This is a genomic window from Nocardioides sp. JS614, assembly GCF_000015265.1.
Classification (GTDB): Bacteria; Actinomycetota; Actinomycetes; order Propionibacteriales; family Nocardioidaceae; genus Nocardioides.
Window position 1 is genome coordinate 309,648 of the sequence record NC_008699.1, and the last position, 24,914, is coordinate 334,561.

Here is a 24,914-nt window from a genome sequence, read left to right on the forward strand (position 1 = left end):
CCCGACGATGAGCCTGGTCGACCGCCACATCGCGTTCCTGGAGTCCCTGCGGGGCGCCGGGATGTCGGTCTCGCTCGCCGAGGACCTCGACGCGCTGCGGGCACTGCGGGCGCTGGACTGGGACGACCGGGCGACGGTGCGAGCCGGGTACGCCGCCACACTGGTCAAGAAGCAGTCGCAGCGACCGACCTTCGACGCGCTCTTCGACGTCTACTTCCCGCGGATGGTCGGCGCCGGCGCGGCCGCGGGCGACCTCGAGGACCCCGACACCGGGGTCCGCGACAACGCCGACGCGCTGGCCCGGTTCCGCGAGCAGCTCGCCGAGGCGATGGCGACCGGAGACCGGCAGGCGATGGTGGCGCTCGCCGCCGAGATGGTCGCCCGGTTCGGCGCGATGCCGGGTCGAGGCCCGGGGCTGTCCTCGTGGTCGGCCTACACCGCGCTGCAGCGCGTCGCACCGGGCGAGCTGGTCGACCGGATCGTGCAGGCGCTGTTGGCCGAGGGCCTGAGCGAGGACGAGGCCCGGCGAGAGGCCGGGCGCCGGCTCGGGTCGTTCACGACGCTGGTCGAGGGGGACGCCCGGCGCCGGATCGCCGAGGAGAAGGGTCCCGAGCACGTCGCGAACGTCGCGGTCCGGCCGACCATCGACCGGCTCGACTTCACGGCGGCCCGCAAGGCCGACCTCGAGGAGATGCGGCGCGAGATCTACCCCCTCGCCCGGCGGCTGGCCACCCGCCTGACCCAGGAGCACCACGCCCGGAGACGCGGTCCGCTGGACTTCCGGCGCACCATGCGCGCGGCCATGTCCACCGGCGGCGTCCCGCTCGTCACCCACCACCGGCCCAAGCGCCCGCACCGCACCGAGCTGGTCGTGCTCTGCGACGTGAGCGGGTCGGTCGCGAACTTCGCGCAGTTCACCCTGCTCCTCGTCTACGCCCTGCAGGACCAGTTCGGATCGGTCCGCGCGTTCACGTTCATCGACCACGTCCACGAGGTCACCGGGCACTTCAAGCCGGGCGCGGACCCGGCCGAAGTGATGGCGGACCTGGCCGCGAGCACCGCGCACGCGGCGTTGTGGGGCCGCACCAACTACGGGCGCGCGTTCGCGAAGTTCGAGGAGCAGCACGCCGACGCGCTCGGCCCGAAGTCCGCGCTCCTGATCCTCGGGGACGCGCGCTCGAACTACAGCGACCTGCACCTCGACGTGCTGAAGCGGCTCGCCGGGTCCGCGCGGCACTCGTGGTGGCTCAACCCCGAGCACCGCCGGCACTGGGACACCGGCGACTCCGCGGCGACCAGGTACGGCGCGGTGGTGCCGATGGTGGAGTGCCGGAACCTGACGCAGCTGGGTGAGTTCGTGCACGACATCCTGTGACGGTTGCGCGCCTCAGGGTTGTCGAACGATCTGGAAGACGTGGCTCGTGACGATGGCCGCGGGCCCACCCGCTCCGCCCGCGTCGCCGAGGAAGCCGTGGGCGTGCAGGCTCGCGAGCTGCTCCTGCACCGACGGGTCGGTGGCGTCGTCGACGGCCGCGGCCCCGGCGAGGTAGTGGCCGTAGCCGTGGGCGTCCACGATGCCCGTCGGGTCGTCCTCGAACGTGACGGTGGTCTGCTCGACCGTGTCCGGGTTGGGCGCGCCGTCGCCAGCCGGCACGAGGTCACCGTGATGCTCGAGCGAGAGCACGTGGCTGCCGGCCGGGAACCCGTCGACCTGGGCCGTGGGGGCACCGGCGGTGACCACGTTCGTCACGTTGAAGCCGCTGTCGTGACCGAGGATCGCCGCCGCCTCCATGCCGCCCAGCGAGTGCCCGACGAGCAGCACCGGGTCGTGCGGCCCGATGCCGGCCTGCGCCATCGCCTGGAGGATCCCCTGCTGGTAGATGGTCTGGTGTCCGGCGTCGGAGTGCAGGTCGGTCCCGCCGTCGCGGATGTCGCCGTCCTGGGTCCAGGGCAGGGTGGTGAGGTCGTCGGTCCCGGGCAGGTAGACGATGTGCCGTACCCCGTCGGTGCCGGCGTCCAGCGTCTGGATCTCGATGGTGCCGTTGAGCGGGGAGTCGGGCTCGGGCGAGAGCCCGGCCACCGCCGCGAGGTGGGCGACCAGCCCCTCGAGGTCGGTCGGCTGGCTCGGGTCGGTGCACACCTGCGGGTGCACCTCGGACACCCCGGCGTGGCCCTCGGGCCCGTAGAGCAGTGCCAGCAGGCCGGCGCCGGCCTCGGTGTCGGGGGCGAGCAGAGGTACGCCGAGCAGGCCGCCCGGAGCGAGCGGGGTGACGCCGTCCCAGAGACCCTCGAGCAGGCCGCCGCCGCCGTTCGCGGCGTGCTGCACCACGCCCGGGTGGTCCACCACCCACTGCTCGAGCCGGTCCTCCAGCTCGCGGCGGACCGCCGGGGGCACCAGCGGCAGCGTGGCGGCGAGCACGGGCACCAGTGCCGGCGCGGTCGCCCCCAGGGTGAAGCCGACGGTCCGGCCCACCGCCCGGTCGAGCTCGTCGACGGCGGTGCGCACCAGCGCGTCGGTCGCCTCGAGCGCGGTGACGACGGCGCGCACCGCCAGCGCGTCGGCCTCCCAGCCGAGGGATTCGACCAGGACCCCGTCGGGGCCGGTCGTCGCGGCCAGGACCGCGGCCTCGGCCTCGGCGAACGTCAGCGGCGCGAGCACCGCGGACTCGGCGAGGTCGGGGTTCGTCATCGTCTCGGCCCCCAGCGCCGCCCAGCCGCGCAGCCGGCTGCCGGCCTCGTCGTACGCGTCGGCCAGCGCGCGGACGGCGGCGTACGTGGCGGCCAGGCCCGTCGAGCCGCCGGTGACCGAGGTGATGTCGGCGCTCACGGTCGTGCTCCCGCCGGCTGGTGGCGGAGCGTTGCCGGGGCGGTCATCAGCCGAGCCCCGGCAGGTCGACGTCGAGCCAGTCGCGGCTGCCGGGCAGGGGTGGGACGAAGCGGTGCAGCACGCCGTCGAGCGCGTCGGGGACCAGCCGGTCCTTGAGCCCCGAGAGCAGGCCGCGCACCTTCCGCTCGATCGCGGCGATCAGGTCCTTGACGCGATCCACCTCCCGCGCGTGCCGGTCGAGCGCGTCGGCCGCGTCCTCGTGCAGGGCGGCGGTGCGGGCGAGCGCGGCCACCCGGTCCCGGGCGTGGCCGCGCATGGCCTCGGCGGCGAGGCCCTCCCACGGCACCTGCTCGGCGCGCGCGAGCAGCCGCGCGGCCTCGGCCCGGATCTCGTCGGCGCGCTCGCGCAGCCGGGCGGCGAGCGCCCGGATGGTTCCGGTGTCTCCGTACATCTGCTCCCCCTCGAAGTGGTGCCTGGTCGAGGGGAGCCTTGCCGGACGGGCGCTGTGGAGAAACCTCAGCGGTCGAGCACTGTGGACAGCCGCTCGAGGGCCAGCTCGATGTCGGCGCCGGGGCCAGCGAAGCTGAGCCGGACGAAGCGCGGCCCGACGACGGTGTCGAAGTCGACGCCCGGTGCGACGGCCACGCCGGTCCGGGCGAGCAGGTCGCGGGCGAAGCGCATCGTGTCGTCGGTGAGGTGGCCGACGTCGGCATAGACGTAGAAGGCGCCGTCGGCGGGGGCGAGCTCGGTGATGCCGAGCTTCGGCAGGCCGTCGAGCAGGATCCGGCGGTTCTCGGCGTACCGCGCGACGTGGCCGTCGAGCTCGGCGTACGACGCGTCGTCGAACGCGGCCAGGCAGGCGCGTTGGGCGATCACCGGCGGGCAGATCGTGAAGTTGCCGGTCAGCACGTCCACGGCACGGCGGAGCCGGTCGGGTGCGAGCATCCAGCCGATCCGCCAGCCGGTCATCGAGAAGTACTTCGAGAAGCTGGAGAACACGACGGCCTCGCGGCTGGTCTCCCAGGCGCTGCGGGCCAACGGCTCCGCACCGGAGAGCGGCGCGTACTCGATCCCGTGGTAGATCTCGTCGCTGATCAGCTGGATGCCGCGCTCCTCGCAGTACGCCGCAAGCGCGGCCAGCTCGCTCGGGAGCAGCATGGTGCCCGTGGGGTTGGCGGGGCTCGCGACGACCAGGCCCCGGATGTCGGCCAGGCCGTCGAGCTGCTCCACCGTGGGCTGGAACCGGGTCTCCGGGCCGGTCGGGATCTCCACGACCTCGCAGCCGAGCGCGGTCAGCACGTTGCGGTAGCAGGGGTAGCCGGGCCGCGCCATCGCCACCCGGTCGCCCACCTCGAACGCCGCGAGGAACGCCAGCAGGAAGCCGCCGCTGCTCCCGGTGGTCACGACGACGTGGTCGGGGTCGACCTCGATGCCGTGGGCGCGCCGGTGGTGCCCGGCGATCGCCTCGCGCAGCTCCCGGATCCCGGCCGCCGGCGTGTAGCCCAGTGGGTCACCGGAGTCGAGGAGCCGCTTCGCCTCCTCGCGCACCGGCGCCGGCGCCCCGGTCATCGGCTGACCGGCGAGCAGGTTCAGCACGTCGCCGTGGGTGCGCTGCCGCTCCGCCGACGCCGCCAGCAGGTCCATCACGTGGAACGGCGGCACGTTGGCCCGGCTGGCCACCTGGAAGCGGTCGGTCATGGGGTGACTGTAGGTGGTGGTCGGTTTCCCCGGTGGGCCGGGGAAACCGGAACTGTTGGGCCGAAACTTCGGGCCAGAAGTTCCGACTTCCCCGGTGAACCGGGGAAACCGCCGCGCCCGCGCTCCGGCCCGAGCCGACGCTCCTCGAGCTGCGCCGCTATCCGCTGCCCGTGCTCGCTGCGCTCGCACTGGCAGCGGCGGCTCGCCCGCTCCGGCGGCCGAAGAACGACCCCTCACCGAGCTGGGTGCCCGAGCAGTAGCCCTTGCCGTCCTGGGCGATGTTGGACGCGCAGGCGCCGGCGGCGTAGAGGCCGGGGATCACCGAGCCGTCGGGGCGCTCGACCTCGCCGTCCACGCTCACCCGCAGCCCACCCAGGGTGAAGCCGGCGTACATCGCGTGGCCCAGCCGCAGGTCGAAGACCGCCCACGGGCCGGCGCCCTGCGGCGCCAGCCACTCGGGCGCCTTGTGGAAGTCGGCGTCCTCCCCGGCCTCGGCGAGCTCGTTGTAGCGCTCCAGCGTCTTGGCGACCGACCCGGCCGGCAGCTCGAGCGCGTCCTCGAGCTCGGAGATCGTCTCGAAGCCGTCGATCAGCGGCACCAGCGGGAACTTCGGGTACTCCACGTGCTCGCTGTCGACGATGAGGTACGCCGTGGAGTCGGGCTGCTCCATCACGAACTGCGAGGTGCGCGAGTGGTAGGAGTCCTCGGCGCAGAACCGCTCGCCGAGCTTGTTCACGAGGAAGCCGGTGACCAGCGCCGACGGTGGGTAGAACGGCGCGGTGATGAACGGCTCGTCCATGTGCTTGAGCTCCGCGCCGGCCGACGCGCCGAGCCGGATGCCGAGGCCGTCGTCGTACGTCGACCCCAGCGTGAACGGCTTCTCCGCCAGCCGCGGGGTGTGCGCGGCGACCATGTCCGGGTTCATCACGAAGCCGCCGGCCGCGATCACGACCCCGGCGGCGGCGACGTACCCGGTCTCCTCGAAGGACCTCCAGGCCAGCCCGCGGACGGTGCCGGACCCGTCGGCGACCAGGTTGGTCGCGCCGGTCTCGTAGCGGACCTCGACGCCCGCCTCCTCGACCCGCTCGTGCAGCAGGTCCATCACCATCCTGGTGCCCTCGGTGTCCCCGGGCACCGGCACCTTGTGGCCGCGCGGCGCCGGCCGCGCCTGCTCCCGGTAGGGCCACACCTTCTCGTTGCCCGTGTACATCAGCCCCTCGGTCCCCGGCTGGATCACCGCCTTCTCGGGGTAGTAGGTGCGCTCGAACTCGAAGCCCAGCGCCTCGAGCCAGTCGAAGTGCTCGACCGAGCCCTCGCAGTAGGCGCGGATCTTGTCGTGCTCGGGCTCCTTCGAGACGGCGACGAGGTACTTGTACATCTCCTCGGGGGTGTCATCGTGTCCGGTCGCCACCTGCACGGCCGTCCCGCCGCCGAGGTAGAAGTGGCCGCCGGACAGGCTGGAGGTGCCGCCGTGCACCGCCGCGCGCTCCAGGAGCAGCACCCGCGCCCCCGCACGCGCGGCCTCGAGCGCGGCGCAGCCACCGGCGATGCCGAACCCGACGACCACGACGTCGTACGACGGCGCGTCGGCCAGCAGCTCGGCCGGGAGGACGGCGGGGATGTCGGTGCCTCTGCCCATGGCACAAATCTAGAACAAGTTCCAATTCCGTGCGATCCTGTCCGACGTGCTGACCCTGATCGACGCCGACGGCCAGGAGCACCAGCTCGCCGGCGGCCTCGACGACGAGGCCGCACTGGCCGCGGCCCTGGGGTGGGAGCTGGAGCCGGAGGGGCTGTGCCGGGGCGGCACCTGCGTGCCGCTGCGGGGCCGGTCCGTGCTGGCCGCACTGGCCGGCGCACTGGGGCTCCTGGTCGCGCGTGACGGGAACGTGCTCGCCCTCGCTCCGTCGGCGGCGACCCGTCGCCAGCAGCTGGCCGGCGGCATCGCGCCGCCGCTGACCCTTGCGCGACGTGGACGGCGCCGAGCTGTCCTTCGACGCCTGGTCCGGGCACAAGCGGGTGCTGGTCGTCTGGGCGTCCTGGTGCGGCTGTCGGTACGAGCTCGGCGGGTGGCAGCGCCTCCAGGCCGAGCTGGCCGACGCCGGTCTCCGGCTGTTCTCGGTCGCGCTGGACGCGGACCCCGAGGACGCGCGACCCTGGATCGAGGCCGCGGCCCCGACGTACCCGGTCGGGGTCGACACCGCCCACGTCACCGCCGAGCGGTACGGCATCACGAACGTCCCGTCGGTGGTGTGGGTGGACGAGCGGGACCGGATCGTGAAGCCGCCGACGATCGCGCCCGGGGATGACCGGTTCGTGGAGTTCACCCGGATCGAGAGTGCCCGCCACCACGACCTGCTGCGCGCCTGGGTGCGGGAGGGCGTGCTGCCCGAGCCGGCCGAGTCCGCCCCCGAACGGAGCGACGCCGAGCAGCTCGCGCTCGCGCACCGGCGGATCGCGGCCCACCACCAGCGGTCCGGGCGCACCGGCGCGGCGCAGGCCCAGCTCGCCCGCGCCCAGGAGCTGGCGCCCTGGGACTGGACGGTGCGCCGTGGGGGCATCGCGATGACGGGCGGTGACCCCTTCCTCGGCCCGGAGTTCACCGCCTTCTGGGAGGTGTGGGACGCCGCCGGGCGCCCCGGCTACACACCCACCGGCTGACGCGCCTGGCAGGCGGGGGTGGGCGCACCGATAGACTGCGGTCCCGCCCCGCGACGAGGCCGAGGTGATCCGTGTCGTTCGACGTCCACGATCTCGACACGTTCATCCTCGTGGGCTCGGCGGTCACGCTCCTGGCGATCCTGGCCGTCCGGGTCTCCACCGGCGCCGGACTGCCCAGCCTGCTGATCTACCTGCTCATGGGTGCCGCACTGGGCGAGTCGGGCGTCGGCATCCAGTTCGAGAACTACGAGGTCGCGCACGCGGTCGGCTTCGCCGCGCTGGCGATGATCCTCGCCGAGGGTGGCCTGACCACGAACTGGCCCGAGATGCGCGGCTGCATCCGGCTCGGCGTCTCGCTGGCGACGCTCGGCGTCGCGGTGTCGGTCACCGTGGTCGCCGTCGGCGCGCACTACCTGCTCGGCATGCCGTGGCAGCTGGCGGTCCTGCTCGGGGCGGTCACGTCGCCGACCGACGCGGCGGCGGTGTTCTCGGTGCTCCGGGTGGTGCCGCTGCCCAAGCGGCTGACCGGGACGCTCGAGGCCGAGTCGGGTCTCAACGACGCACCCACCGTCGTCCTGGTCACGCTGATCTCGAGCGGGGCGGTCGAGGACAACGGCGCGCTCGCCATGGTCGGCATCGTCGGCTACGAGCTCGCGATCGGGGTCGCGCTCGGCCTGGCCGCCGGGTACGGCGGCGCCTGGGTGATGCGCCGGGCCGCGCTGCCCTCCTCCGGCCTCTACCCGCTCGCGGTGATGACCCTCGCCTTCCTGGGGTACGGCGCCGCCGCGTTCGTGCACGGGTCCGGCTTCGCCGCGGTGTACGTCGCGGCCCTGGTCCTCGGCAACTCCGAGCTCCCCCACCGGGCGGCGACCCGGTCCTTCGCCGAGGGGCTGGCCTGGCTGTCCCAGATCGGCCTGTTCGTCACCCTGGGCCTGCTGCTCTCGCCGGGGCGGATCAGCCTCTCGACCGTGGGCCTGGCGATCGTCGCCGGCCTGGTCCTCACCTTCGTCGCGCGGCCGCTGTCGGTGCTGGCCAGTGCGGTCGTGCAGCCACTGCCGTGGCGCGAGCTCTCGTTCGTGTCCTGGGCCGGTCTGCGCGGGGCGGTGCCGATCGTGCTCACGACGATCCCGCTCGCCGAGGGCGTCGACGATGCGGAGCGGCTCTTCGACCTGGTCTTCGTGATGGTCGTGCTCTACACGGTGCTGACCGGGCCGACGCTGCCACTCGTCGCCCGGGTCCTGCGGGTCGCCCGGCGCTCCGAGCCGCGCGGGCTCGAGGTCGAGGCCGCGCCCCTGGAGCGGATCGCGGCCGACCTGCTGCAGGTCTCGATCGCGCCCGGATCGCGGATGCACGGCGTCGAGGTCGGCGAGCTCCGGCTGCCGCGCGGTGCCTCGGTGTCGATGGTGATCCGGGACGGCAACACGCTGGTGCCCGAGCGGCGTACCGTCCTCCGGCAGGGCGACGACCTCCTGGTGGTGACTCCTCGCAAGCTGCGTTGGCAGACCGAGGAGCGACTGCGCCAGGTCAGTGCGCGCGGCCGGCTCGCCCAGTGGCTGGTCGAGAAGCCCGCCCGCCGGCCCCAGCCCTGAGCATCGGGGGGCCTGGGCGCCCCTCAGCCGACCGGCGGGCTGCAGATCGTGGCGTCGTCCTCGGCCTGCACCGAGCGGCGGCCCTCGACCAGGTCCTGGAAGCCGTCGCCGACCACGATCGAGATGCCGGCGCCGGGGCCGTCGCGGCGTTCGATCTCGACGTCCGGGCCGAGTCGGCTCGCCACGAGCTGGACGGCCGGGTTCGTCGGGTCGAGGGTCCAGATCTGGACCACCTCGACCCGGGCGCTGACGTTGCCGCTGTTGCCCTCGGCGAACCCGTCGTCGGTGAGCAGCTGCATGGTGCGCCCGGCCAGGCCCTCCCGGGTGCCGGCGTTGTAGACGCTGACGGTGACGTCCTGGGCGAACACCTTGGTGCCGGCCGCGACCGTGCGGTCCACGCAGATCGGCGTGTCGACCTTGGCCGGGAGCGGGTCCGTGGCCGCGGACCAGCCCCAGAGGGCGGCCACCACGAGGAGCAGGCCGAGCGCCGAGATCGTGATCGCCGACCGCGCGCCCTGGGGCATCAGTCCTCCAGGGTGTGGACCCGGGCGTGCAGGACGTTGCGCTGCTGGAGGGCGGCGCGCAGCGCGCGGTGCAGCCCGTCCTCGAGGTAGAGGTCGCCGCGCCACTCGACCACGTGGGCGAACAGGTCGCCGTAGAACGTGGAGTCCTCGTCGAGGAGGGCCGCGAGCTGGAGGGTGTCCTTGGTGGTGACGAGCTGGTCCAGGCGGACCTGTCGCGGCGGGACCGCCGCCCACGCGCGGGACGAGAGCCCGTGGTCGGGGTAGGGCCTCCCGTCGCCGACGCGCTTGAAGATCACGCCGCGACTATAACGAGGCGGACCCGGGCGCCCGCCGTGCCGTCAGGCCGACCAGCGGACCGCGTCGTCGAAGTAGTCGGCCAGCGCGTGGACGCCACGCAGGTCGCGGCGCTCCTCCATCAGGGTGGTGAGCCGCTGGGCGTGCCGGAGCCGCAGCCGGGTGCGCTGGTCCCGGTCCCGGTCGTGGTCCGGTTCGAGGTCCCGGTCGGGCGTGCTGGGGTGATCCATCTCGGCCTCCGTCGATCGTCGGTCGCTCGGGGTGTGAGCGACTTCGGTACCCAGGGTGCCGAAGTGGGATGCCGGGAAGGTTGCCGGTGTGTGACGGGTGGGTCAACGGGTGGCTTACCAAGCAGCCGAAACTGGAATACGTTCTAGTTTCGTGGACGACATCGACCAGATCTGTCAGCTCAAGTACCGCTACCTGCGCACCCTGGACACCAAGCGCTGGGACGAGTTCGCGGACTGCTTCCTGCCCGCGGCCACCGGCGACTACGACGGCCTGGTCTTCGCCGACCGCGCGGCCCTGGTCGCGTACCTGCGAGAGCACCTCGGCGAGGGGCTGCTCACCCTGCACCAGGCCCACCACCCCGAGATCGCCGTCGACGGCGACACCGCCACCGGCCGGTGGTACCTCCAGGACAAGGTGATCGTCCCTGCGTTCAAGTTCATGCTCGAGGGCGCCGCGTTCTACGAGGACCGCTACGCCCGGACGCCCGACGGCTGGCGGGTCGCCCACACCGGCTACCGCCGTACCTTCGAGATGACCTACGACCTCGCCGACCTGCCCGGCCTGAAGATCAACGGCCCCGGCGAGCACACCCACGTGTGAGGGAGCCGGGTTTCATCGGCCGGCCGATGAAACCCGACCCTGGACGACAAAGCTTCATCGTCCAGGCACGAGTTCTGTCGGCCGGCCGATGAACCTCGCAACGGCGCGGCGGACCGAGGTCACAGGCTCGGCTCGCACCACGCCAGCTGCACGACCTCGGCACCGCGGTCGCGGGTGACCAGGCGGCCGCGGCCGGGCGGGGCGGGCTGCGGCTTGTGGGTGCCGAGGAGGGGCCCCTCGTCGGGGCTGCCGGAGAGCAGCAGGCCGGGCATCGCGAGGTCGCGCAGCGACTGGATCACCGGCTCGTAGAGCGCCCGCGACGCGCCGCCGGAGCGCCGGGCCACCACCAGGTGCAGGCCGAGGTCGCGGGCCTGGGGCAGCAGCGGCTGCAGCGCCTGCACCGGCGAGCCCTGCTGGGTGGCGACCAGGTCGTAGTCGTCGACGAGCACGAACACCTCCGCGCCCGTCCACCAGGAGCGGTTGCGGAGCTGGTCGGGGGTGACGTCCGGGCCGGGGATGCGGGACTCGAGGTAGGACGCGAGGTCCTGGAGCGCCGGCTGCGCCAGGCGGGCGGAGGTGAGGTAGTCGACGAGGTACTCCTCGGGCACCTCGCCGAGCAGCGAGCGCCGGTAGTCGACGACGACCAGCTGGGCCTGCTGGGGTGTGCGCGTCCGCATCACCTCGCGCGCGTAGGCGCGCAGGAGCGCGCTCTTGCCGGACCGGCCGTCGCCGAACACCAGCAGGTGCGGCTCGGCGTCCCCGTCCAGGGCCACCGGGCCGAGGTCGGACTCGGTGACGCCGAGGAGCAGGCGGCGGTCCTCGGCGGCGGGCCGCGCCAGGGTGCGTACGTCGTCCAGGCCGATCCGCTCCGGCAGCAGCCGCAGCTTGGGGCCGGTCGGTCCGGCCCAGGCCGCGGCGACCCGCTTGACCAGGTGGTCCACCCCGTCGCCGAGGGCCTCCACGTCGGCGGAGCCGTCGACGCGGGGCAGCGCGGCGAGGAAGTGCAGCCGGCTCGCCGTCAGGCCCCGGCCGGGCCGACCCGCCGGCACGAGCGCGGCGACCTTGCGGTCGATCTCGGAGTCCATCGGGTCGCCGAGGCGCAGCTCGAGACGGGTCCCGAACAGGTCGCGCACGGCCGCCCGGAAGTCCGCCCACCGGGCCGCGCCGACCAGCAGGTGCAGGCCGAAGGTGAGGCCACGGGTGGCGAGCTGCTGGAGCTCGAGCTCGAGGTCGTCGAAGTCGGCACGCAGGGTGCTCCAGCCGTCGACCACGAGGAACACGTCGCCGTATCCGTCGTCGGCGCGGCCGGCGGCCCGGCGCGAGCGGTAGGTCTCGATGGAGTCGATGCCGTGGGCCCGGAAGTAGGCCTCGCGGCGGTCGACGACCCCGCGCACCTCCGCGACGATGCGGCGGACCACGTCCGGCTCCGAGCGGGTCCCGACGCCGGCGACGTGCGGCAGGTCGGCGTACGGCGTGAACGTCCCGCCGCCGAAGTCGAGGACGAAGAACTGCGACTCCTGGGGCGTGGTGGTGAGCGAGATGCTCGCGACCATCGTGCGCAGCAGCGTGCTCTTGCCGCTGCGCGGGCCGCCGACCACCGCCGCGTGGCCGCCCGAGCCGCCCAGGTCGACGGTGAAGGTGTCGCGGCGCTGCTCGCGGGGCCGGTCGGCGGTCCCGAGCGGCACGATCAGGCCGCCGAGCTGGCGCCAGTGCGCGGAGACCAGGCCGTGGCGGGGGTCCTCGGTGAGGTCCGGCATCAGGTCGTCGAGGGTGTCGGGGACGTCCAGGGGTGGGAGCCAGACCTGGTGTGCTGCGGGGCCGTGCCCGACCATCCGGCGTACGGCGAGGTCGAGCAGCGACTCCTGGTCGCCCGGCTGCTCGACGGCGACCGGCTCGGGCTCGGGATCGGCCACGTCGAGGGCCTGCACCTCGGCGATCGTGAACGGCAGGATGCCGCGCAGGTGCCCGCCCTCGTCGCGGCGCACCCGCACCCGGCCCGACGGCGGGCCGGAGACGTAGGCCGCCTTGAAGCGCAGCATCGTGGCCGGGTCCGGCTTGAGGTAGCCGAGCCCCGGGTCGGCCGGCAGCTCGTAGGCATCCGGCACGCCGAGGACGGTGCGGGACTCGCCGGCGCTGAAGGTGCGCAGCCCGATCCGGTAGGAGAGGTGCGACTCCAGCCCGCGCAGCCGGCCCTCCTCGAGGCGCTGCGACGCGAGCAGCAGGTGCAGGCCCAGGGAGCGGCCGAGCCGGCCGATCGCGACGAACAGGTCGATGAACTCCGGCTTCGCCGAGAGCATCTCGGAGAACTCGTCGACGACGATGAACAGCGACGGCAGCGGGACCAGGTCCTCGCCGGCGACCCGGGCCCGCTCGTAGTCGCGGACGGAGGCGTAGTTGCCGGCCTCCCGCAGCAGCTCCTGGCGGCGGACCATCTCCCCGGACAGGGCGTCCTGCATCCGGTCGACCAGGGTCAGCTCCTGGGCGAGGTTGGTGATCACCGCCGAGACGTGCGGCAGGTCCGCCATGCCCGCGAACGTCGCACCGCCCTTGAAGTCGACGAGCACCATGTTGAGCTGCTCGGGGGAGTGGGTGAGCGCGAGGCCGAGCACCAGGGTGCGCAGGAACTCCGACTTGCCGGAGCCGGTGGCGCCGATCACGAGACCGTGGGGACCCATGCCCTGCTGGGCCGACTCCTTGATGTCCAGGTGCACGACCGAGCCGCCCTCGCCGAGCCCGATCGGGACCCGCAGCCGGTCGCGGGCCGGTCGCGGCCGCCAGGCGGTCGCGGGGTCGAGCGTGTGGACGTCGCCGAGCGCCAGCAGCTCGAGGTAGTCGGCCGTCCCGGCGATCTCGCCGGTGCCCGGCTCGACGCCGCCGGCGGCGATCGTGTGCAGCGGCGTGAGCCGTCGCGCCAGTGCCTCCGCGGTCGCGATGCTGCACTGGTCGGCCCTGGCGCGGATCGGCTGCTCCCGCAGCCGCAGCGCGAGCACCGGGTGGCGGCCGTCGTCGGCGGGCTCCGCGGTGAGCTGGAGGCGCAGCCGGGTGGCGTCCTCGAGGTCGTCCCAGCGCGCGGGCAGGTCGAGCAGCGTCACGCCGTGCAGGCCGTCGGGAGGTACGACGTGGTTGCCGGGCGGGAGCTCGCCGTCGTCGACGACGAGCAGCAGGTGTGGCGTCGCGGGTCGCTCGTCGGCGCCGAAGCGCGGCCGCTCGCCGAGGTCCGCCGGCAGCAGTGCCGCCAGGTCGGCGAGCGAGGTGGACACCATCCGCATCGGGCCGACGGCGTCGGACAGCCGCCCGCTCTGGGCGTGCGGCAGCCACTTGAGCCAGTCCCAGCGCGCCAGGTGCTGCTCGGAGGTCAGCACCGCTACGGCCAGCTGGTCGGGGGAGTGGAAGACGGTGGCGGAGCAGATCAGGGACCGGGCCAGGGAGCGGGCCGGCTCCTCCGGGCCGCACACCTCGATCCGGTCGAAGGCCCGCAGGTCGATCGAGGCGGGCAGGTCGGGCTGCAGCCGGTGGACGACCAGCAGCCGGTGCAGCGCCGAGGCCGCGGCCGGGTCGACCTGGTCGATCGGCGTGCTCTCCGGCGGCACCAGCTCGAGGGACAGTGGCTGGGCGCACACGCCGTACCGCACGTGCAGGAAGGTCGGGTCGGACGTCGTGTGCTCCCAGACCCGCGACCGCTCGTCGGCGAGCGCCGGCAGCGCGGACGGGTCGGGGTGCTGCCAGGTGAGGGCCCGGCGCTGCTGGTCGGCCGCCTCCCGGGCGACCTTGCGGACGTTCGCGAGGTAGCGCAGGTACTCCGTGCGCGATCCGCTGACCTGCTGCGTGCGCTGCTTCCGCTGCCGGTCCAGCTGGACCACGATGAAGCCGAGGGTCGCGAACAGGAACATGCCCGCGGCGAGGAAGCCCCGGCCGCCGCTGGCGCGGCCCATCGTGGCGACCAGCACGATGGAGCCCAGGCTGCCGAGCATCGGGATCGCGTTCATCAGCACGCCGCTCGCGCCCTCGTTGGGCTCGATCCGCGGTGGCGGCTGCAGCACCACCTGGCCGGTCGGCAGCTCCGGCGCGTCCAGACGTGTGCCGCGCAGCGTCGTGCTCACTCCGGCCCCCTGTCTTCGGGCCGCTCGGTCGGCGAACGGCGTCGGGAGGGGCATACCCGCGCCGGGCGGGGTTGACGCCTCGCAATCGGGGGGAAGGTGACGTCGTGGCCGGCACGCACGCACCCGCGGACATCCTCGCGCTCTCGGTCCACGGCCCGGTCGGCGTCCTCGACCTGGTCGTGCCGGGCACCGCGACGGCCGCGGACGTCGCCGAGGAGTACGCCGTCCGCGCCGGCCTCGACGCCGCCCCGGTGCTGCGAAGCCGACTGGGCCACGGCCTCGAGCCGGCGACCACGCTCGCCCGCGCCGGGGTCGTCACCGGCGACCTGCTCGTCGCCGACCCGAGCGCGCCAGGCGTCCCCGCCGACCGAGCGGCCGAGCCGGTGGCGGGCGGCCGGCATGCGGCCCGGAGCGGACCGGCCGCCGACGGTTCCCCGCGGCCGCGCCCAGACACCCTGCCGATGCTGGGGCTCGCGGTGGCCGCGGCCGCGGCTGGGCTGGCCGGCTGGTGCGCCGCCACCGCGCCGGGCGGCGCCCTTCGGGCGACGGCCATCGGACTCCTGCTGGTGGCGGCGGTGCTCGGGGTGCTCCCGATCGGCCGGCGCGCCGCCCACCGGGTCGTCGCGGCCCCGGCCTTCGGTGCGGCCGCCGCGTTCGCGATGGCGTGGGACCCGCACGGCGTGCGGCTCCCCATGGTGCTCGGCGTCACCGGCCTCGCGGCCGCCCTGGTCGCGGCGGTCGGGCGGGCGCTCGCGGCCCGACCGGGTGAGGCGCTCCGGGTATGGGTGCTCGCGGGCGTCGCCGGGTTCGTCGGCACCGGCCTCGCCTCGCTCGGCGGAGCGCCGCCCCGGCTGGTGTGGTCGCTGGTCCTGCTCGGGGCGCTGCTCGCCGCGCGGTTCGTCCCGGCCGTCGCGGTCGACGTGCCCGACCAGTACCTCATCGATCTCGACCGCCTCGCGGTCACCGCGTGGTCCGCCCGCGAGCAGCCGAGCGGCCGTCGCGGGCGCACCGTCGTACCCCTCGACGCGGTCGACGCCGTCGCGGCCCGCGGGACCCGGATCGTCACGGCCGCCAGCGCCGCGGTGCTCGCGGCGGTCCTGCTGTCCGCCCCGCTGCTGCTGGCCGCCGCGACGCTGCCGATCGACCGGGTCGGGGCGCGGGTGCTGGTCGGTTGCGCGGGGGCCGGACTCCTCCTCGCCGCCCGCAGCTACCGTCACGCGGCCGCCCGGGCGCTGCTGCGGATCGCCGGCCTGGCCTGTGGAACGGTGCTGGCGACGGCCCTGCTGGGCGCTGCCGGTCGGGCCGGCTGGTGGCTCGCCGGCCTCGCGGTCCTCACCGCCGCGGCGCTCGTCGTCGCGGCCGTGGCGGTCGGCCGGGGTTGGCGCTCCGCGTGGTGGTCGCGCCGGGCCGAGGTGGCCGAGGGGCTGGCCGGCGCGACGGCGGTCGGCGCCCTGGTCGTGGCGTCCGGATGGTTCCGCCAGCTCTGGGAGCTGGCGAGCCTGTGGAAACTCGGAGCCTGAGGTTTAGGCCACATCGGGCGGGGGCAATCGACCCGTGTCCGGCTCGGGCCGACACCGGGCGGGATCGCCACCACACAGCGATTCTCGAGCGGCTTCCTGCCGCCACGGGGGAAGGAGTTGGCGACATGTCGCAAGCACCGGAGATGGGACAGGGGGAGCGCACGCTCACCCGCGCCGCGGGCCTCGTGGCCGACGCCAAGGCGGACTTCGACGGCCTGAGCAAGAGCCTCGAGCAGCAGATCCTCGCCCAGCAGGGCAAGTGGGTCGGCGCCGGCGGCTCGGCGTTCTTCACGCTGCACCAGGCCTGGACCGACCGGCAGCGCATCATCACCAACGCGCTCAACGAGTTCGAGGCGTCGTTGACCTCGACCGAGCGGGACAACATGAGCACCGACGAGACCCAGTCGTCGAGCTACCACCGCGTCGCCGGCCGGCTCGGCTGAGCGCGCACCTCGGGCACCCAGGAGTGAATGAGATGACTCTCGACGGACTTCGCGTCAACCATGCCGGTCTCGACACCGTCGCCGACGACCTCGGCCAGGCGGTCAAGCGGATCGACGACCGGCTCAACCGGCTCGAGTCGGAGCTCGCCCCGCTGCGCAGCGACTGGAGCGGTAGCGCCCAGCAGGCCTACACCGCGGCCAAGGCCAAGTGGGACGGCGCCATGCAGGAGATGAAGGGGCTGCTCCAGGAGACCAGCAGCACCGTGGTGCAGTCGAACGCCGAGTACCGCGCGGCCGACCAGCGCGGCGCGGCCTCCTTCGACATCTGAGCCTCGGGCGAACCTGCACACCAGGGGTCGGCGCGAACGGCGTCGACCCCTTTCGCCGGAGCGCGCGCCCGGGTCCCGGCCCGAGATCGAGCCGGCACCGAGCTGAGAGGTACCGACAGGAGGTGGATCGATGACCCAGGCGACCGCCGGCAGGTCCGGCCTGGTCCGGGTGACGGTCGCCTCCGGCGCCCGCCGCGTGGACCTCGTCCTGCCGGGCGCAGTGCCGGTCGCCGAGCTGGTTCCCGAGCTGGCCCGCAGCGTCGGCCTGCTCGACCCGGCCACGGTCTACGCCGGCTACCGTCTCGTGACCGCTGAGGGGCGCCGGCTCGCGGGCGACGCCGGCCTGGTGATCCAGGGCGTCGAGGACGGCGGCCTGCTGACGGTCGCGGCCGGTGTCGACGACGAGCCGCCCCGCGTCTACGACGACGTCGTCGAGGCGATGACCGACGTGGTCGAGCACGACCTGCGGCCCTGGGAGCCGGCGTCGGGACGCCGTACCGCCCTCGTGGCCGCCGGCCTGCTGATGGCGCTGGGCGCGGTGGCGCTGCTGATCCAGCGCGGCTCGCTGCTCGCCGGCGCCACGGCGGTCGTGGTCGCGGTCACCCTGACGGCCGCAGCGGTCGTGCTCTCCCGTGCGCAGCGCGAGGCCGAGGCCGGGGTCGCGGTCGCCTGGATGGCGACCGGGTACGCCGCGGTCGCCGGGCTGCTGCTGGTGACCGAGGACGACCCGTTCTTCGGGCTGCCCGTCGCGGCCGCAGGAGGGGCCGTTCTGCTCACCGGGCTGGCCGGCCTCGTCGGCCTCGGCGCGGGCCGCGCCCTGGCGATCCCGCCCGTGGTGGTCGGCGCGGTCTTCCTCGCGACCGGGCTGGTGATGCGGGCCGCCGAGTTCGACCCCGCGGCCGTGCTCACGTCGACGCTGGTCCTGGTGGTGCTCGCCGGGAGCGTGCTCCCGTGGCTGGCCCTGGCGGTGACCGGCACGTCGGTCGACCCGATGTACACGGTCGCGGACGTCACCGCCGAGCCACGGCCGATCGACCCGGCCCGGGTCGCCGCGGACGCCCGCGTCGCCCACGAGATCCTGGTCGCCGTCTCGGCGACCGTCGGTCTCCTGCTCGTCGTGGTGGCGCCACTGGCGGTCTCGCTGGGCGTCGCCGGGACGGTCCTCGCGGTGCTGTGCTGCCTGGTCGTGATGCTGCGGACCCGCCAGTACCGCACCGGCTCGGAGGTCCTGGTCGGCCTGGTGTCCGGGGTGGTCGGGCTGCTCGCGGTGGCGGCCTCGATGCTGTGGCTGCACCCCGACTGGCGCCCCACGGCCGCGGTCGTGCTCGCCGCGACCGGGGCGGCGCTCCTCGCGCTGACCATGCTGCCCGCGCCGCCGTCGGTGCGCCGTGGGCGCCTCGGCGACCTCGCCGAGACCGTCGCGCTGCTGGGCCTGCTGCCGCTGCTCGTCCTCGCGACGGGCCTGTTCGACGCCATCCGGTCCTGAGGCCACGACCGTGGCCACCAAGAAGGATCTCGTCGAGGCGTACTCGTTCAGCCGGCGCCGGCTCGTCACGGCGTTCGTCTCCGGAGCGCCGGGCGGCCGCGAGGTCGAGCCGAGCCGCCCGGGGCGCACCATCATCGGCGGCCTGGCGCTCGCCGTGCTGCTGGCGGCCGGTGCCGCGATCGCGGGCGTCCTCTCCCCGCGGACGCCGGACGACTGGGCCAGCAACGGGCTGATCGTCTCCAAGGAGACCGGCCAGGCGTACGTCGTCCTCCCGGCCGCGGACGGCTCGGCGCCCGAGCCGGACGCGCCGGTCGAGCTGCGCCCGGTCATCAACATCACCTCGGCCAGGCTGATCCTCGGGGCCGACGTCGAGCCGATGCTGATCTCCCAGGACACCATCGACGACCAGCGGGTCGGTGACGACATCGGCATCCTGGGCGCGCCCGCCAGCCTGCCCGCGCCCGGCCTGCTGGTGGAGACGGGCTGGACCGCCTGCACGGCCGACGACCGGGGGATGCGGGTCCGGGTGGCCGTCGACCCCGACGTGCTGCCCGCGCCGGACGCCGCCCAGGTCGTCGAGGTCGGCGGCTCCTTCTACCTGGTCGCCTCCGCGCAGGTCGGCGGTGACGCGGCGGCGGCGTACGCGCTCCGGCTCCCGGGCGGGGACACCGTCGACAACCTGCTCGGCGCCCTGGACCTGCCGGCGCGGGTGTTCGCGCCGACCGTGCCGCGCGGGTGGCTCGACCTGTTCCCGGCGGGCGCCGCGCTCGGCTGGGAGAGTTTCGGGCTGGCCGGCGTGGGCGGGCGACCGGACGGCTGGGACGCGGCCCAGGTGCCGGGCCGCGCCCGGGTGGGCGACGTCCTCCGGGACGCCACCGGCGACGCCGTGGTGCTGACCGCGGACGGGCCGGCCGAGCTCGACCCCTTCGCGCTCGCCGTCTACAGCAACACCCCCATCCCCGGCGGTGGCACCCCGCGGGTGCTCCCGGTCGACCGGTTCCCCGACCTGGCCAGGACCCGCCTGCCCGGCCCGGACCGGCACTGGCCGACCACGACGGTCGAGCCCACGGAGACCGACCCCTGCGCGGTGCTGACCACGGCAGGCGAGGAGCCGGCGGTCGTGCAGCTCGCGCAGCGCCCGGGACCTGGCTACGACGCACGCGACGTCGTGCCCGGCCACGCCGACGTGACCGTCGACCCGGGCCGGGGCGCCTACGTGCGGTCCGCGAGCCCGGAGGGCGCCCGCGCCCCGCAGCCCGTGGCGATCGATGCCAAGGGACGGGCCAACCCGCTCGACGGCGACGAGACCGCAGGCCTGCTCGGCTACGCCGACTTCCCCGCACCGGTGGTCCCGGACACCTGGGTGAAGCTGTTCGGCGCCGGCGTACCGCTCTCGCAGAACCTCGCGCTCTGCCCGCCCGCCGCGGCCGGCGCCCAGGACGGCCCGTCGTGCGCGTGACCGCGGCCGCCGTCGGCACGGCCGTCGTGGTCGCGGTGCTCGGCTCCGCCCCGGCCGCCCCGGCCGCCCCGGCCGCCGCGGCCGCGGTTCCACCGTCGTGCGCGGACTTCCAGCCCGAGATGCCGGTGGAGCAGTACGACGGGGCCAGCGAGCCGCTGCGGCTGCTCGGGGTCGAGAAGGCACAGCACGTGCTCGCCGGACCGGGCCGTCCGGGAGCAGGGGTCGCCGTGGCCGTCCTGGACTCGGGGGTGCGTCGCGGCCCGGGAATGGACGTGGTCGCCGGCCCGAACCTCGCCGGGCTCGACGAGCTCGTCGACTGGCACGGGACCGCCGTCGCGGGGATCATCGCGGGCGCACCCCTGCCGGACGGCTCGCCGGTCGGGATCGCCCCAGGAGCCCGGATCGTCGACGTCCGCGTCTACGACAGCCGCGACCCCCAGTCGGACCGTGGCGAGCAGCCGGTCACTCCGGCGTCGGTCGCCGCGGGCCTGGACTGGGTGGCGCGGTTCGCCCGGGACCGGGGCATCGGCGTCGCCAACGTCTCCGCCGCCGTCCCTGCCTCACCAGCGCTGGCGGCGGCAGTGCGGCGGGCCTGGCGGGCCGGCGTGGTGGTGGTCGCCGCCACCGGCAACCGGCCCGAGGAGGGCGGCTTCTTGTTCCCGGAGCTCGGCGGCGAGGAGCGGCGGCCGGGGGAGGACGCCGCCGGCGAGGTCTTCCCCGCCGGCTATCCGCACGTGGTCGGTGTCAACGCCACCCGGACCGGCGAGCCCAGCGGCAGCCCGGTGACGGACTTCGTCCTGCCCAGCTCCGACACCGACGTCGCGGCGCCGACGTACGGCGCCCTCTCGGTGGCCGTCAACGGCGCGACCTGCGTGATCCCCGAGGTCGCGACGTCGTGGTCGGCCGCCGAGGTCAGCGGGGTGCTCGCGCTGCTGCGCTCGCACTACCCTCGCGACCGGCCCGCGCAGGCGGTGGCCCGGCTGCTCAACACCGCCAACGGCACCACCGCGGCGCCCACCCGGCTCACCGGGGTCGGCGTCGTCCAGCCCTACCAGGCACTGACCCGGCCCCTCGAGCCGCGGCCCGACGGCGCGGTCGAGCTCACCACGGTGGAGCACGACGCGGTGCGCGCGGCCGCACCCGAGCGGCCCGCGGACCTGCTCGCCGACACCCGTCGCGACGTGGTGTGGTGGGGCCTGATCGGTGCCGGTGGCCTCGTCGTCGCGCTGGTGCTGCGCCCCGTCCTCGCCCGGCGCAGAACCTAGCTGCAGCTCACGACCTATCAGCCGGTAGTGCGCTACGCCCGGTAGGACAGCGTCGTCATCATCCCGCTCTCCGCGTGGTAGATGTTGTGGCAGTGCGCCGCCCACTGACCCGGGTTGTCGGCGTCGAGGTCGACCTCGAGGGCTTCCATCGGGCGCACGATCACGGTGTCCTTGCGGGCGCCGCCCGTGGCGAGGGCGAACGTGTGGCCGTGGACGTGCATGGGATGGAACATCATCGACCGGTTCACGAACCGCAGGCGGACGCGTTCGCCCTCGGCCACCGGTAGCGGCTCGTCGTCGGGGAACATCCGCCCGTTGATCGACCACCGGTAGCTCGCCATGGTGCCGGCCAGGACCAGGTCGTGGCGTCGGTCGACCGCCCGGTCCGGCAGCCGGACGGACTCGGTCGGAGTCAGGTCGGCTCCGAGCAGCGCCGGCTGGCCGCGGTGCCGGGCCCACGCGTCGGGCCCCGGGGTGGTGCCGGCGCCCGTCCGCACGACCGCCAGGCCGCCGCCGTTCTTCCCCTCCGCGACCGCGACCAGCGCGAAGACGCCGTCGCCGAGGGTCACCGTGACGTCGAAGCGCTCACCCATGCCGATCAGCAGCGCGTCGGTGGACACCGGCGTGACGGGGAAGCCGTCACTGTGGGTGACGGTCAGGCGGTGCCCACCGACGGCCACCCGGAAGGCCGTGTCCGAGCCCGCGTTCACGACTCGGATCCGGACCTTCTGGCCCGGTCGACCCCGCAGGGTGGCCGGGTCGTCCGCGGTGCGCCCGTTGACCAGGTACAGCGGGTAGCGCACGTCCCCGCTACCACCGAGCAGCCGGGACTGCATGCCCCCGCCGCCCCCCATCATCGAGCCGTGGTCCATGCCGGCCATCGACCCGTGCCCGCCGCCCCCGCCTGCGCGCAGGCTCTCGAGCACCTGGTCCGGGGTGCGACCGGTGCCGTCGACCCAGTCGTCGAGGACGACGACCCACTCCTGGTCGGCATCCTCCTCGTCGGGGCCGTCGACCAGGAGGACGCCGTACAGGCCGCGGTCGAGCTGGACGCCCGAGTGCGGGTGGTAGAAGTAGGTGCCGGGGTCCGGGACCGTGAACTCGTACCGGAACGTCGCGGCGGCGCCGATCGGGTCCTGGGTGACCCCGGGGACGCCGTCCATGTCGTTGCGCAGCGCGATGCCGTGCCAGTGGACGCTGGTGTCGACGGGCAGCTGGTTGTCGACCTCGACGCGCAGCAGGTCCCCCGCCCGGGCGCGGAGCAGCGGACCCGGGACCGCGTCGCCGTACGCCCAGGTATCGACCGCTCGCCCGCCCAGGTCGAGCGTCACCGGGCGGGGCGTGAGCCGTGCCGTCACCAGCTGGCCGCCGGCTCGACGGCGGGCGTCCTCGGCGGCCGTCACGGCCGGCGCGGTGGGACCGACGGCGGTACCGCCGGACCGGCTGCACGAGGCGAGTCCGGCGAGTGCCGTCGCTCCGCCCAGCGCGGCGGTCCCGCGCAAGAGGGCGCGGCGGGTGATCGGGGGAATGTCGCTCCTCGGGCTCGCCGGCTCCGTGGCCCGGCTCAGTGCGAGCTCCGATCCGGACGATGGCCGTAGCGCCCGGCTGCACGCAGCACCGCGCTGCGCGCGTGGTACTCGTCCTCGTCGATCTCGCCGCGGGCGAACCGCTCGTCGAGGATCTGGGTCGGGTCGCGCTGGTCCGGCGCCCACTCGCCGCCGCTGCGCGTGCCGCGGAACAGTGCGATCACCGCGAACACCACCAGGGCCCAGAAGCCGACCATGAAGACCGTCATCAGCACCCAGCCGCCCCAGCCCGTGCCGCCGTGGTACCAGCCCATCATCGCCCTCAGCTCCTTCGCAGACGTGGTCTCGACCCGTTGTCCGATCTCCACTGTCGGACGCGAACCCCGGGTTCGCCATCGTGGTCAGGTCAAGGTTTGCTGAAGATGCCGCTCGGGCCGGAGCGAGCGCCGCGCTCCGGCCCGCGGGCTGGCACCATGGCGACATGGGCGATCAGGGCACCCCAGGGACGCCGGGCGGTCCGGGCCGCCTGCTGCGCGCGGAGGAGCCCACCGGGCCCATGTCGGGTCGGCGCGCCCTGGTGGTCGAGGACGAGCCGGAGCTGGCACGGCTGGTCGGCAGCTACCTCGAGCGCGACGGGTTCGCGGTCACGATCGTCCACGACGGTCTCGAGGCGGTGGCGCGCTCGCGCGAGGTCGACCCGGACGTGGTGGTCCTCGACCTGGGTCTGCCGGGCCTCGACGGTGTGGAGGTGTGCCGCCGCCTGCGGACGTTCTCCGATGGGTACGTCGTGATGCTCACCGCCCGCAGCGACGAGGTCGACACGCTGATCGGTCTGTCGGTCGGCGCCGACGACTACCTGACGAAGCCGTTCAGCCCGCGGGAGCTGGTCGCTCGCGTCCAGGCGATGCTCCGGCGTCCGCGGCCGCTCGGCCACATGGATGCCGACGCCGGGGAGGCCCTCTCGTTCGGGGACCTGACCATCGAGCTGGCCGGGCGCGACGTGTGGCTCGAGGACCGCGCGGTCCCGCTCACCCGCACCGAGTTCGACCTGCTTGCGACCCTGGCCCAGCGGCCGGGCATGGCCTTCAGCCGTCGCCAGCTGATCGACGCGGTCTGGGGACCCGCTTGGGTCGGCGACGAGCACCTCGTCGACGTCCACGTCGGCCACCTGCGGCACAAGCTCGGCGACTCCGCGGCCGAGGGCAGGTACGTCCGGACGGTCCGGGGAATCGGCTACCGGATGGGGCGGGGGGCATGACCCGGCCGCGGTTCGCAGCGCGGCTGCTCGTCGCCCAGGCCCTGGTGCTGCTGGCCGGGGCGCTCACCACCTGGCTGGTGGCGTCGGTGGTCGGCCCCGGCATCTTCCACGACCACCTCGAGCAGGCCGGGGTGGCGCACACCGCGTCGGAGACCGAGCACGTCGAGGACGCCTTCGCGTCCGCGCTGCTCATCTCGATCGCCCTCGCCCTGGTCGCCTCGGTGCTGGCCGCCCTGGCCGTCTCCTGGTACTTCAGCCGGCGGGTGCAACGCTCGATCGGCAACGTGGCTGACGCCGCCGCGCAGATCGCTGCCGGGGAGTACGGCGCCCGGGTGCGCGATCCCGGCCTGGGCGGGGAGTTCTCCACGCTCGCCACCTCCTACAACCGGCTGGCGTCGCGGCTGGAAGCCACCGAGACGACCCGGCGGCGGATGCTGGCCGACCTGGCGCACGAGATGCGTACGCCGCTGGCCACGATCGAGGCGCACCTCGAAGCGGTGGAGGACGGGGTCCGCCCCCTCGATGCCGACACCCTCGCCGTCATCGGATCGGCCACCAGCCGGATGCGCCGGTTGGCCGAGGACGTCGCCGCCGTGTCGACCGCGGAGGAGGGCAGCCTGCAGATCGAGAAGCGGCGGGTCGCAGCACTGGACCTGGCACGGACCGCGGCCGACCTCGTGCAGGACCGGTTCGACGCCAAGGGCGTCCGGCTGCACCGCGAACTCGAGGACGCCGGCCGGCTCGAGGTCGACCCCGAGCGGATCGGCCAGGTCCTCGGCAACCTCCTCGACAACGCACTGCGGCACACCCCGACCGGCGGAGCCGTGAGGCTGTCCTGCCGCCGCATCGACTCCTGGGTCGAGTACCAGGTCGCCGACACCGGCGAGGGCGTGACCGCCGAACACCTGCCGCACCTCTTCGACCGCTTCTACCGCGCCGACGCCGCTCGCGACCGCGCGCACGGCGGCTCCGGCATCGGCCTCGCGATCGCCAAGGCGCTGGTCGAGGGGCACGGCGGGGGGATCTTCGCGACCAGCGAGGGTCGGGGCCGCGGCGCCACCTTCACCGTGCGGCTGCCGGACCGGTAGCCGCACTCCCGCCGTC

21 protein-coding genes and 1 pseudogene are annotated in these 24,914 nt (G+C 74.5%); 12 read left to right on the plus strand and 10 right to left on the minus strand.

Annotated features, from left to right (window positions below):
* Positions 1-7 precede the first annotated feature (7 nt).
* Positions 8-1,375, plus strand: coding sequence for a vWA domain-containing protein (locus tag NOCA_RS02880; protein ID WP_011753788.1), 1,368 nt, complete (start codon positions 8-10; stop codon positions 1,373-1,375).
* A 12-nt stretch (positions 1,376-1,387) separates the two neighbouring features.
* Here NOCA_RS02880 and NOCA_RS02885 read toward each other — a convergent pair whose 3' ends face one another.
* The 4 genes from NOCA_RS02885 to NOCA_RS02900 all read right to left on the minus strand — a co-directional run bounded on the left by NOCA_RS02885 (position 1,388) and on the right by NOCA_RS02900 (position 6,164).
* Complete coding sequence (locus tag NOCA_RS02885; RefSeq protein WP_011753789.1) at positions 1,388-2,827, minus strand: hypothetical protein; 1,440 nt, start codon at positions 2,825-2,827, stop codon at positions 1,388-1,390.
* Between the two features lie 46 nt (positions 2,828-2,873).
* Positions 2,874-3,278 (minus strand): hypothetical protein, encoded by a 405-nt coding sequence (locus NOCA_RS02890; protein ID WP_011753790.1) that lies wholly within the window; start codon positions 3,276-3,278, stop codon positions 2,874-2,876.
* Positions 3,279-3,343: 65 nt separating this feature from the next.
* Entirely contained in the window at positions 3,344-4,525 is a 1,182-nt protein-coding gene (locus NOCA_RS02895; protein WP_011753791.1) for a pyridoxal phosphate-dependent aminotransferase, read from the minus strand.
* A 157-nt stretch (positions 4,526-4,682) separates the two neighbouring features.
* Positions 4,683-6,164, minus strand: a complete 1,482-nt coding sequence (locus NOCA_RS02900; RefSeq protein WP_011753792.1) for an FAD-binding protein — start codon at positions 6,162-6,164, stop codon at positions 4,683-4,685.
* Between the two features lie 46 nt (positions 6,165-6,210).
* Here NOCA_RS02900 and NOCA_RS02905 point away from each other — a divergent pair.
* Both NOCA_RS02905 and NOCA_RS02910 read left to right on the plus strand, forming a co-directional pair.
* Positions 6,211-7,186: pseudogene (locus NOCA_RS02905) on the plus strand (redoxin domain-containing protein).
* Positions 7,187-7,257: 71 nt separating this feature from the next.
* Positions 7,258-8,775: a potassium/proton antiporter gene (locus NOCA_RS02910; protein WP_011753794.1), complete on the plus strand. Its 1,518-nt coding sequence runs from the start codon at positions 7,258-7,260 to the stop codon at positions 8,773-8,775.
* 23 nt (positions 8,776-8,798) lie between these two features.
* On the opposite strand, the gene NOCA_RS02915 is transcribed toward NOCA_RS02910, so the two are convergent.
* The 3 genes from NOCA_RS02915 to NOCA_RS02925 are packed head-to-tail and all read right to left on the minus strand — an operon-like array spanning position 8,799 to position 9,823.
* Positions 8,799-9,299, minus strand: coding sequence for a LytR C-terminal domain-containing protein (locus NOCA_RS02915; protein ID WP_011753795.1), 501 nt, complete (start codon positions 9,297-9,299; stop codon positions 8,799-8,801).
* Complete coding sequence (locus NOCA_RS02920) at positions 9,299-9,595, minus strand: type II toxin-antitoxin system VapB family antitoxin (protein ID WP_011753796.1); 297 nt, start codon at positions 9,593-9,595, stop codon at positions 9,299-9,301. Before NOCA_RS02920 ends, NOCA_RS02915 begins: the two co-directional genes overlap by 1 nt.
* Positions 9,596-9,637: 42 nt before the next feature.
* The gene (locus NOCA_RS02925) at positions 9,638-9,823 is read right to left on the minus strand and encodes a hypothetical protein (RefSeq protein ID WP_011753797.1); all 186 of its coding nucleotides are present in this window, start codon (positions 9,821-9,823) and stop codon (positions 9,638-9,640) included.
* Between the two features lie 151 nt (positions 9,824-9,974).
* Here NOCA_RS02925 and NOCA_RS02930 point away from each other — a divergent pair, with 151 nt between their 5' ends.
* Positions 9,975-10,424 (plus strand): nuclear transport factor 2 family protein, encoded by a 450-nt coding sequence (locus NOCA_RS02930; protein ID WP_041546085.1) that lies wholly within the window; start codon positions 9,975-9,977, stop codon positions 10,422-10,424.
* 119 nt (positions 10,425-10,543) lie between these two features.
* Here the strand turns inward: NOCA_RS02930 and NOCA_RS02935 are convergent, their stop codons facing one another.
* Positions 10,544-14,524, minus strand: a complete 3,981-nt coding sequence (locus NOCA_RS02935; protein WP_011753799.1) for a type VII secretion protein EccC — start codon at positions 14,522-14,524, stop codon at positions 10,544-10,546.
* A gap of 104 nt (positions 14,525-14,628) precedes the next feature.
* Here NOCA_RS02935 and NOCA_RS02940 point away from each other — a divergent pair, with 104 nt between their 5' ends.
* From NOCA_RS02940 to NOCA_RS02965, 6 genes are all read left to right on the plus strand, one after another.
* Complete coding sequence (locus tag NOCA_RS02940; protein WP_011753800.1) at positions 14,629-16,044, plus strand: hypothetical protein; 1,416 nt, start codon at positions 14,629-14,631, stop codon at positions 16,042-16,044.
* 125 nt (positions 16,045-16,169) lie between these two features.
* Positions 16,170-16,487, plus strand: coding sequence for a WXG100 family type VII secretion target (locus NOCA_RS02945; RefSeq protein WP_011753801.1), 318 nt, complete (start codon positions 16,170-16,172; stop codon positions 16,485-16,487).
* 32 nt (positions 16,488-16,519) lie between these two features.
* Positions 16,520-16,816: a WXG100 family type VII secretion target gene (locus NOCA_RS02950; protein WP_011753802.1), complete on the plus strand. Its 297-nt coding sequence runs from the start codon at positions 16,520-16,522 to the stop codon at positions 16,814-16,816.
* A 130-nt stretch (positions 16,817-16,946) separates the two neighbouring features.
* Entirely contained in the window at positions 16,947-18,302 is a 1,356-nt protein-coding gene (gene eccD / locus NOCA_RS02955; RefSeq protein WP_011753803.1) for a type VII secretion integral membrane protein EccD, read from the plus strand.
* Between the two features lie 10 nt (positions 18,303-18,312).
* On the plus strand, positions 18,313-19,761 hold the full coding sequence (locus NOCA_RS02960; protein ID WP_011753804.1) for a type VII secretion protein EccB: 1,449 nt from the start codon (positions 18,313-18,315) through the stop codon (positions 19,759-19,761).
* Positions 19,752-21,026, plus strand: a complete 1,275-nt coding sequence (locus NOCA_RS02965) for a S8 family serine peptidase (RefSeq protein WP_011753805.1) — start codon at positions 19,752-19,754, stop codon at positions 21,024-21,026. The genes NOCA_RS02960 and NOCA_RS02965 overlap by 10 nt, the downstream gene beginning before the upstream one ends.
* 32 nt (positions 21,027-21,058) lie before the next feature.
* Here NOCA_RS02965 and NOCA_RS02970 read toward each other — a convergent pair whose 3' ends face one another.
* Together NOCA_RS02970 and NOCA_RS02975 are read right to left on the minus strand one after the other, a co-directional pair.
* Entirely contained in the window at positions 21,059-22,555 is a 1,497-nt protein-coding gene (locus NOCA_RS02970; RefSeq protein WP_041547034.1) for a multicopper oxidase family protein, read from the minus strand.
* A gap of 35 nt (positions 22,556-22,590) precedes the next feature.
* Complete coding sequence (locus NOCA_RS02975; RefSeq protein ID WP_197687616.1) at positions 22,591-22,920, minus strand: SHOCT domain-containing protein; 330 nt, start codon at positions 22,918-22,920, stop codon at positions 22,591-22,593.
* A gap of 188 nt (positions 22,921-23,108) precedes the next feature.
* Here NOCA_RS02975 and NOCA_RS02980 point away from each other — a divergent pair, with 188 nt between their 5' ends.
* Positions 23,109-23,810 carry a response regulator transcription factor gene (locus tag NOCA_RS02980; protein WP_011753807.1) on the plus strand — a complete coding sequence of 234 codons (702 nt, stop codon included), beginning with the start codon at positions 23,109-23,111 and terminating at the stop codon, positions 23,808-23,810.
* Entirely contained in the window at positions 23,807-24,898 is a 1,092-nt protein-coding gene (locus NOCA_RS02985; RefSeq protein WP_011753808.1) for a sensor histidine kinase, read from the plus strand. The genes NOCA_RS02980 and NOCA_RS02985 overlap by 4 nt, the downstream gene beginning before the upstream one ends.
* Positions 24,899-24,914: the final 16 nt, after the last annotated feature.

Bases quoted from the DNA above. Each gene is read 5' to 3' on its own strand.
- NOCA_RS02890 (WP_011753790.1), bottom strand. From the start codon at position 3,278: ATGTACGGAGACACCGGAACCATCCGGGCGCTCGCCGCCCGGCTGCGC.
- NOCA_RS02950 (WP_011753802.1), top strand. From the start codon at position 16,520: ATGACTCTCGACGGACTTCGCGTCAACCATGCCGGTCTCGACACCGTC.
- NOCA_RS02915 (WP_011753795.1), bottom strand. From the start codon at position 9,299: ATGCCCCAGGGCGCGCGGTCGGCGATCACGATCTCGGCGCTCGGCCTG.
- NOCA_RS02895 (WP_011753791.1), bottom strand. From the start codon at position 4,525: ATGACCGACCGCTTCCAGGTGGCCAGCCGGGCCAACGTGCCGCCGTTC.
- eccD (WP_011753803.1), top strand. From the start codon at position 16,947: ATGACCCAGGCGACCGCCGGCAGGTCCGGCCTGGTCCGGGTGACGGTC.
- NOCA_RS02925 (WP_011753797.1), bottom strand. From the start codon at position 9,823: ATGGATCACCCCAGCACGCCCGACCGGGACCTCGAACCGGACCACGAC.
- NOCA_RS02985 (WP_011753808.1), top strand. From the start codon at position 23,807: ATGACCCGGCCGCGGTTCGCAGCGCGGCTGCTCGTCGCCCAGGCCCTG.
- NOCA_RS02880 (WP_011753788.1), top strand. From the start codon at position 8: ATGAGCCTGGTCGACCGCCACATCGCGTTCCTGGAGTCCCTGCGGGGC.
- NOCA_RS02900 (WP_011753792.1), bottom strand. From the start codon at position 6,164: ATGGGCAGAGGCACCGACATCCCCGCCGTCCTCCCGGCCGAGCTGCTG.
- NOCA_RS02945 (WP_011753801.1), top strand. From the start codon at position 16,170: ATGTCGCAAGCACCGGAGATGGGACAGGGGGAGCGCACGCTCACCCGC.
- NOCA_RS02980 (WP_011753807.1), top strand. From the start codon at position 23,109: ATGTCGGGTCGGCGCGCCCTGGTGGTCGAGGACGAGCCGGAGCTGGCA.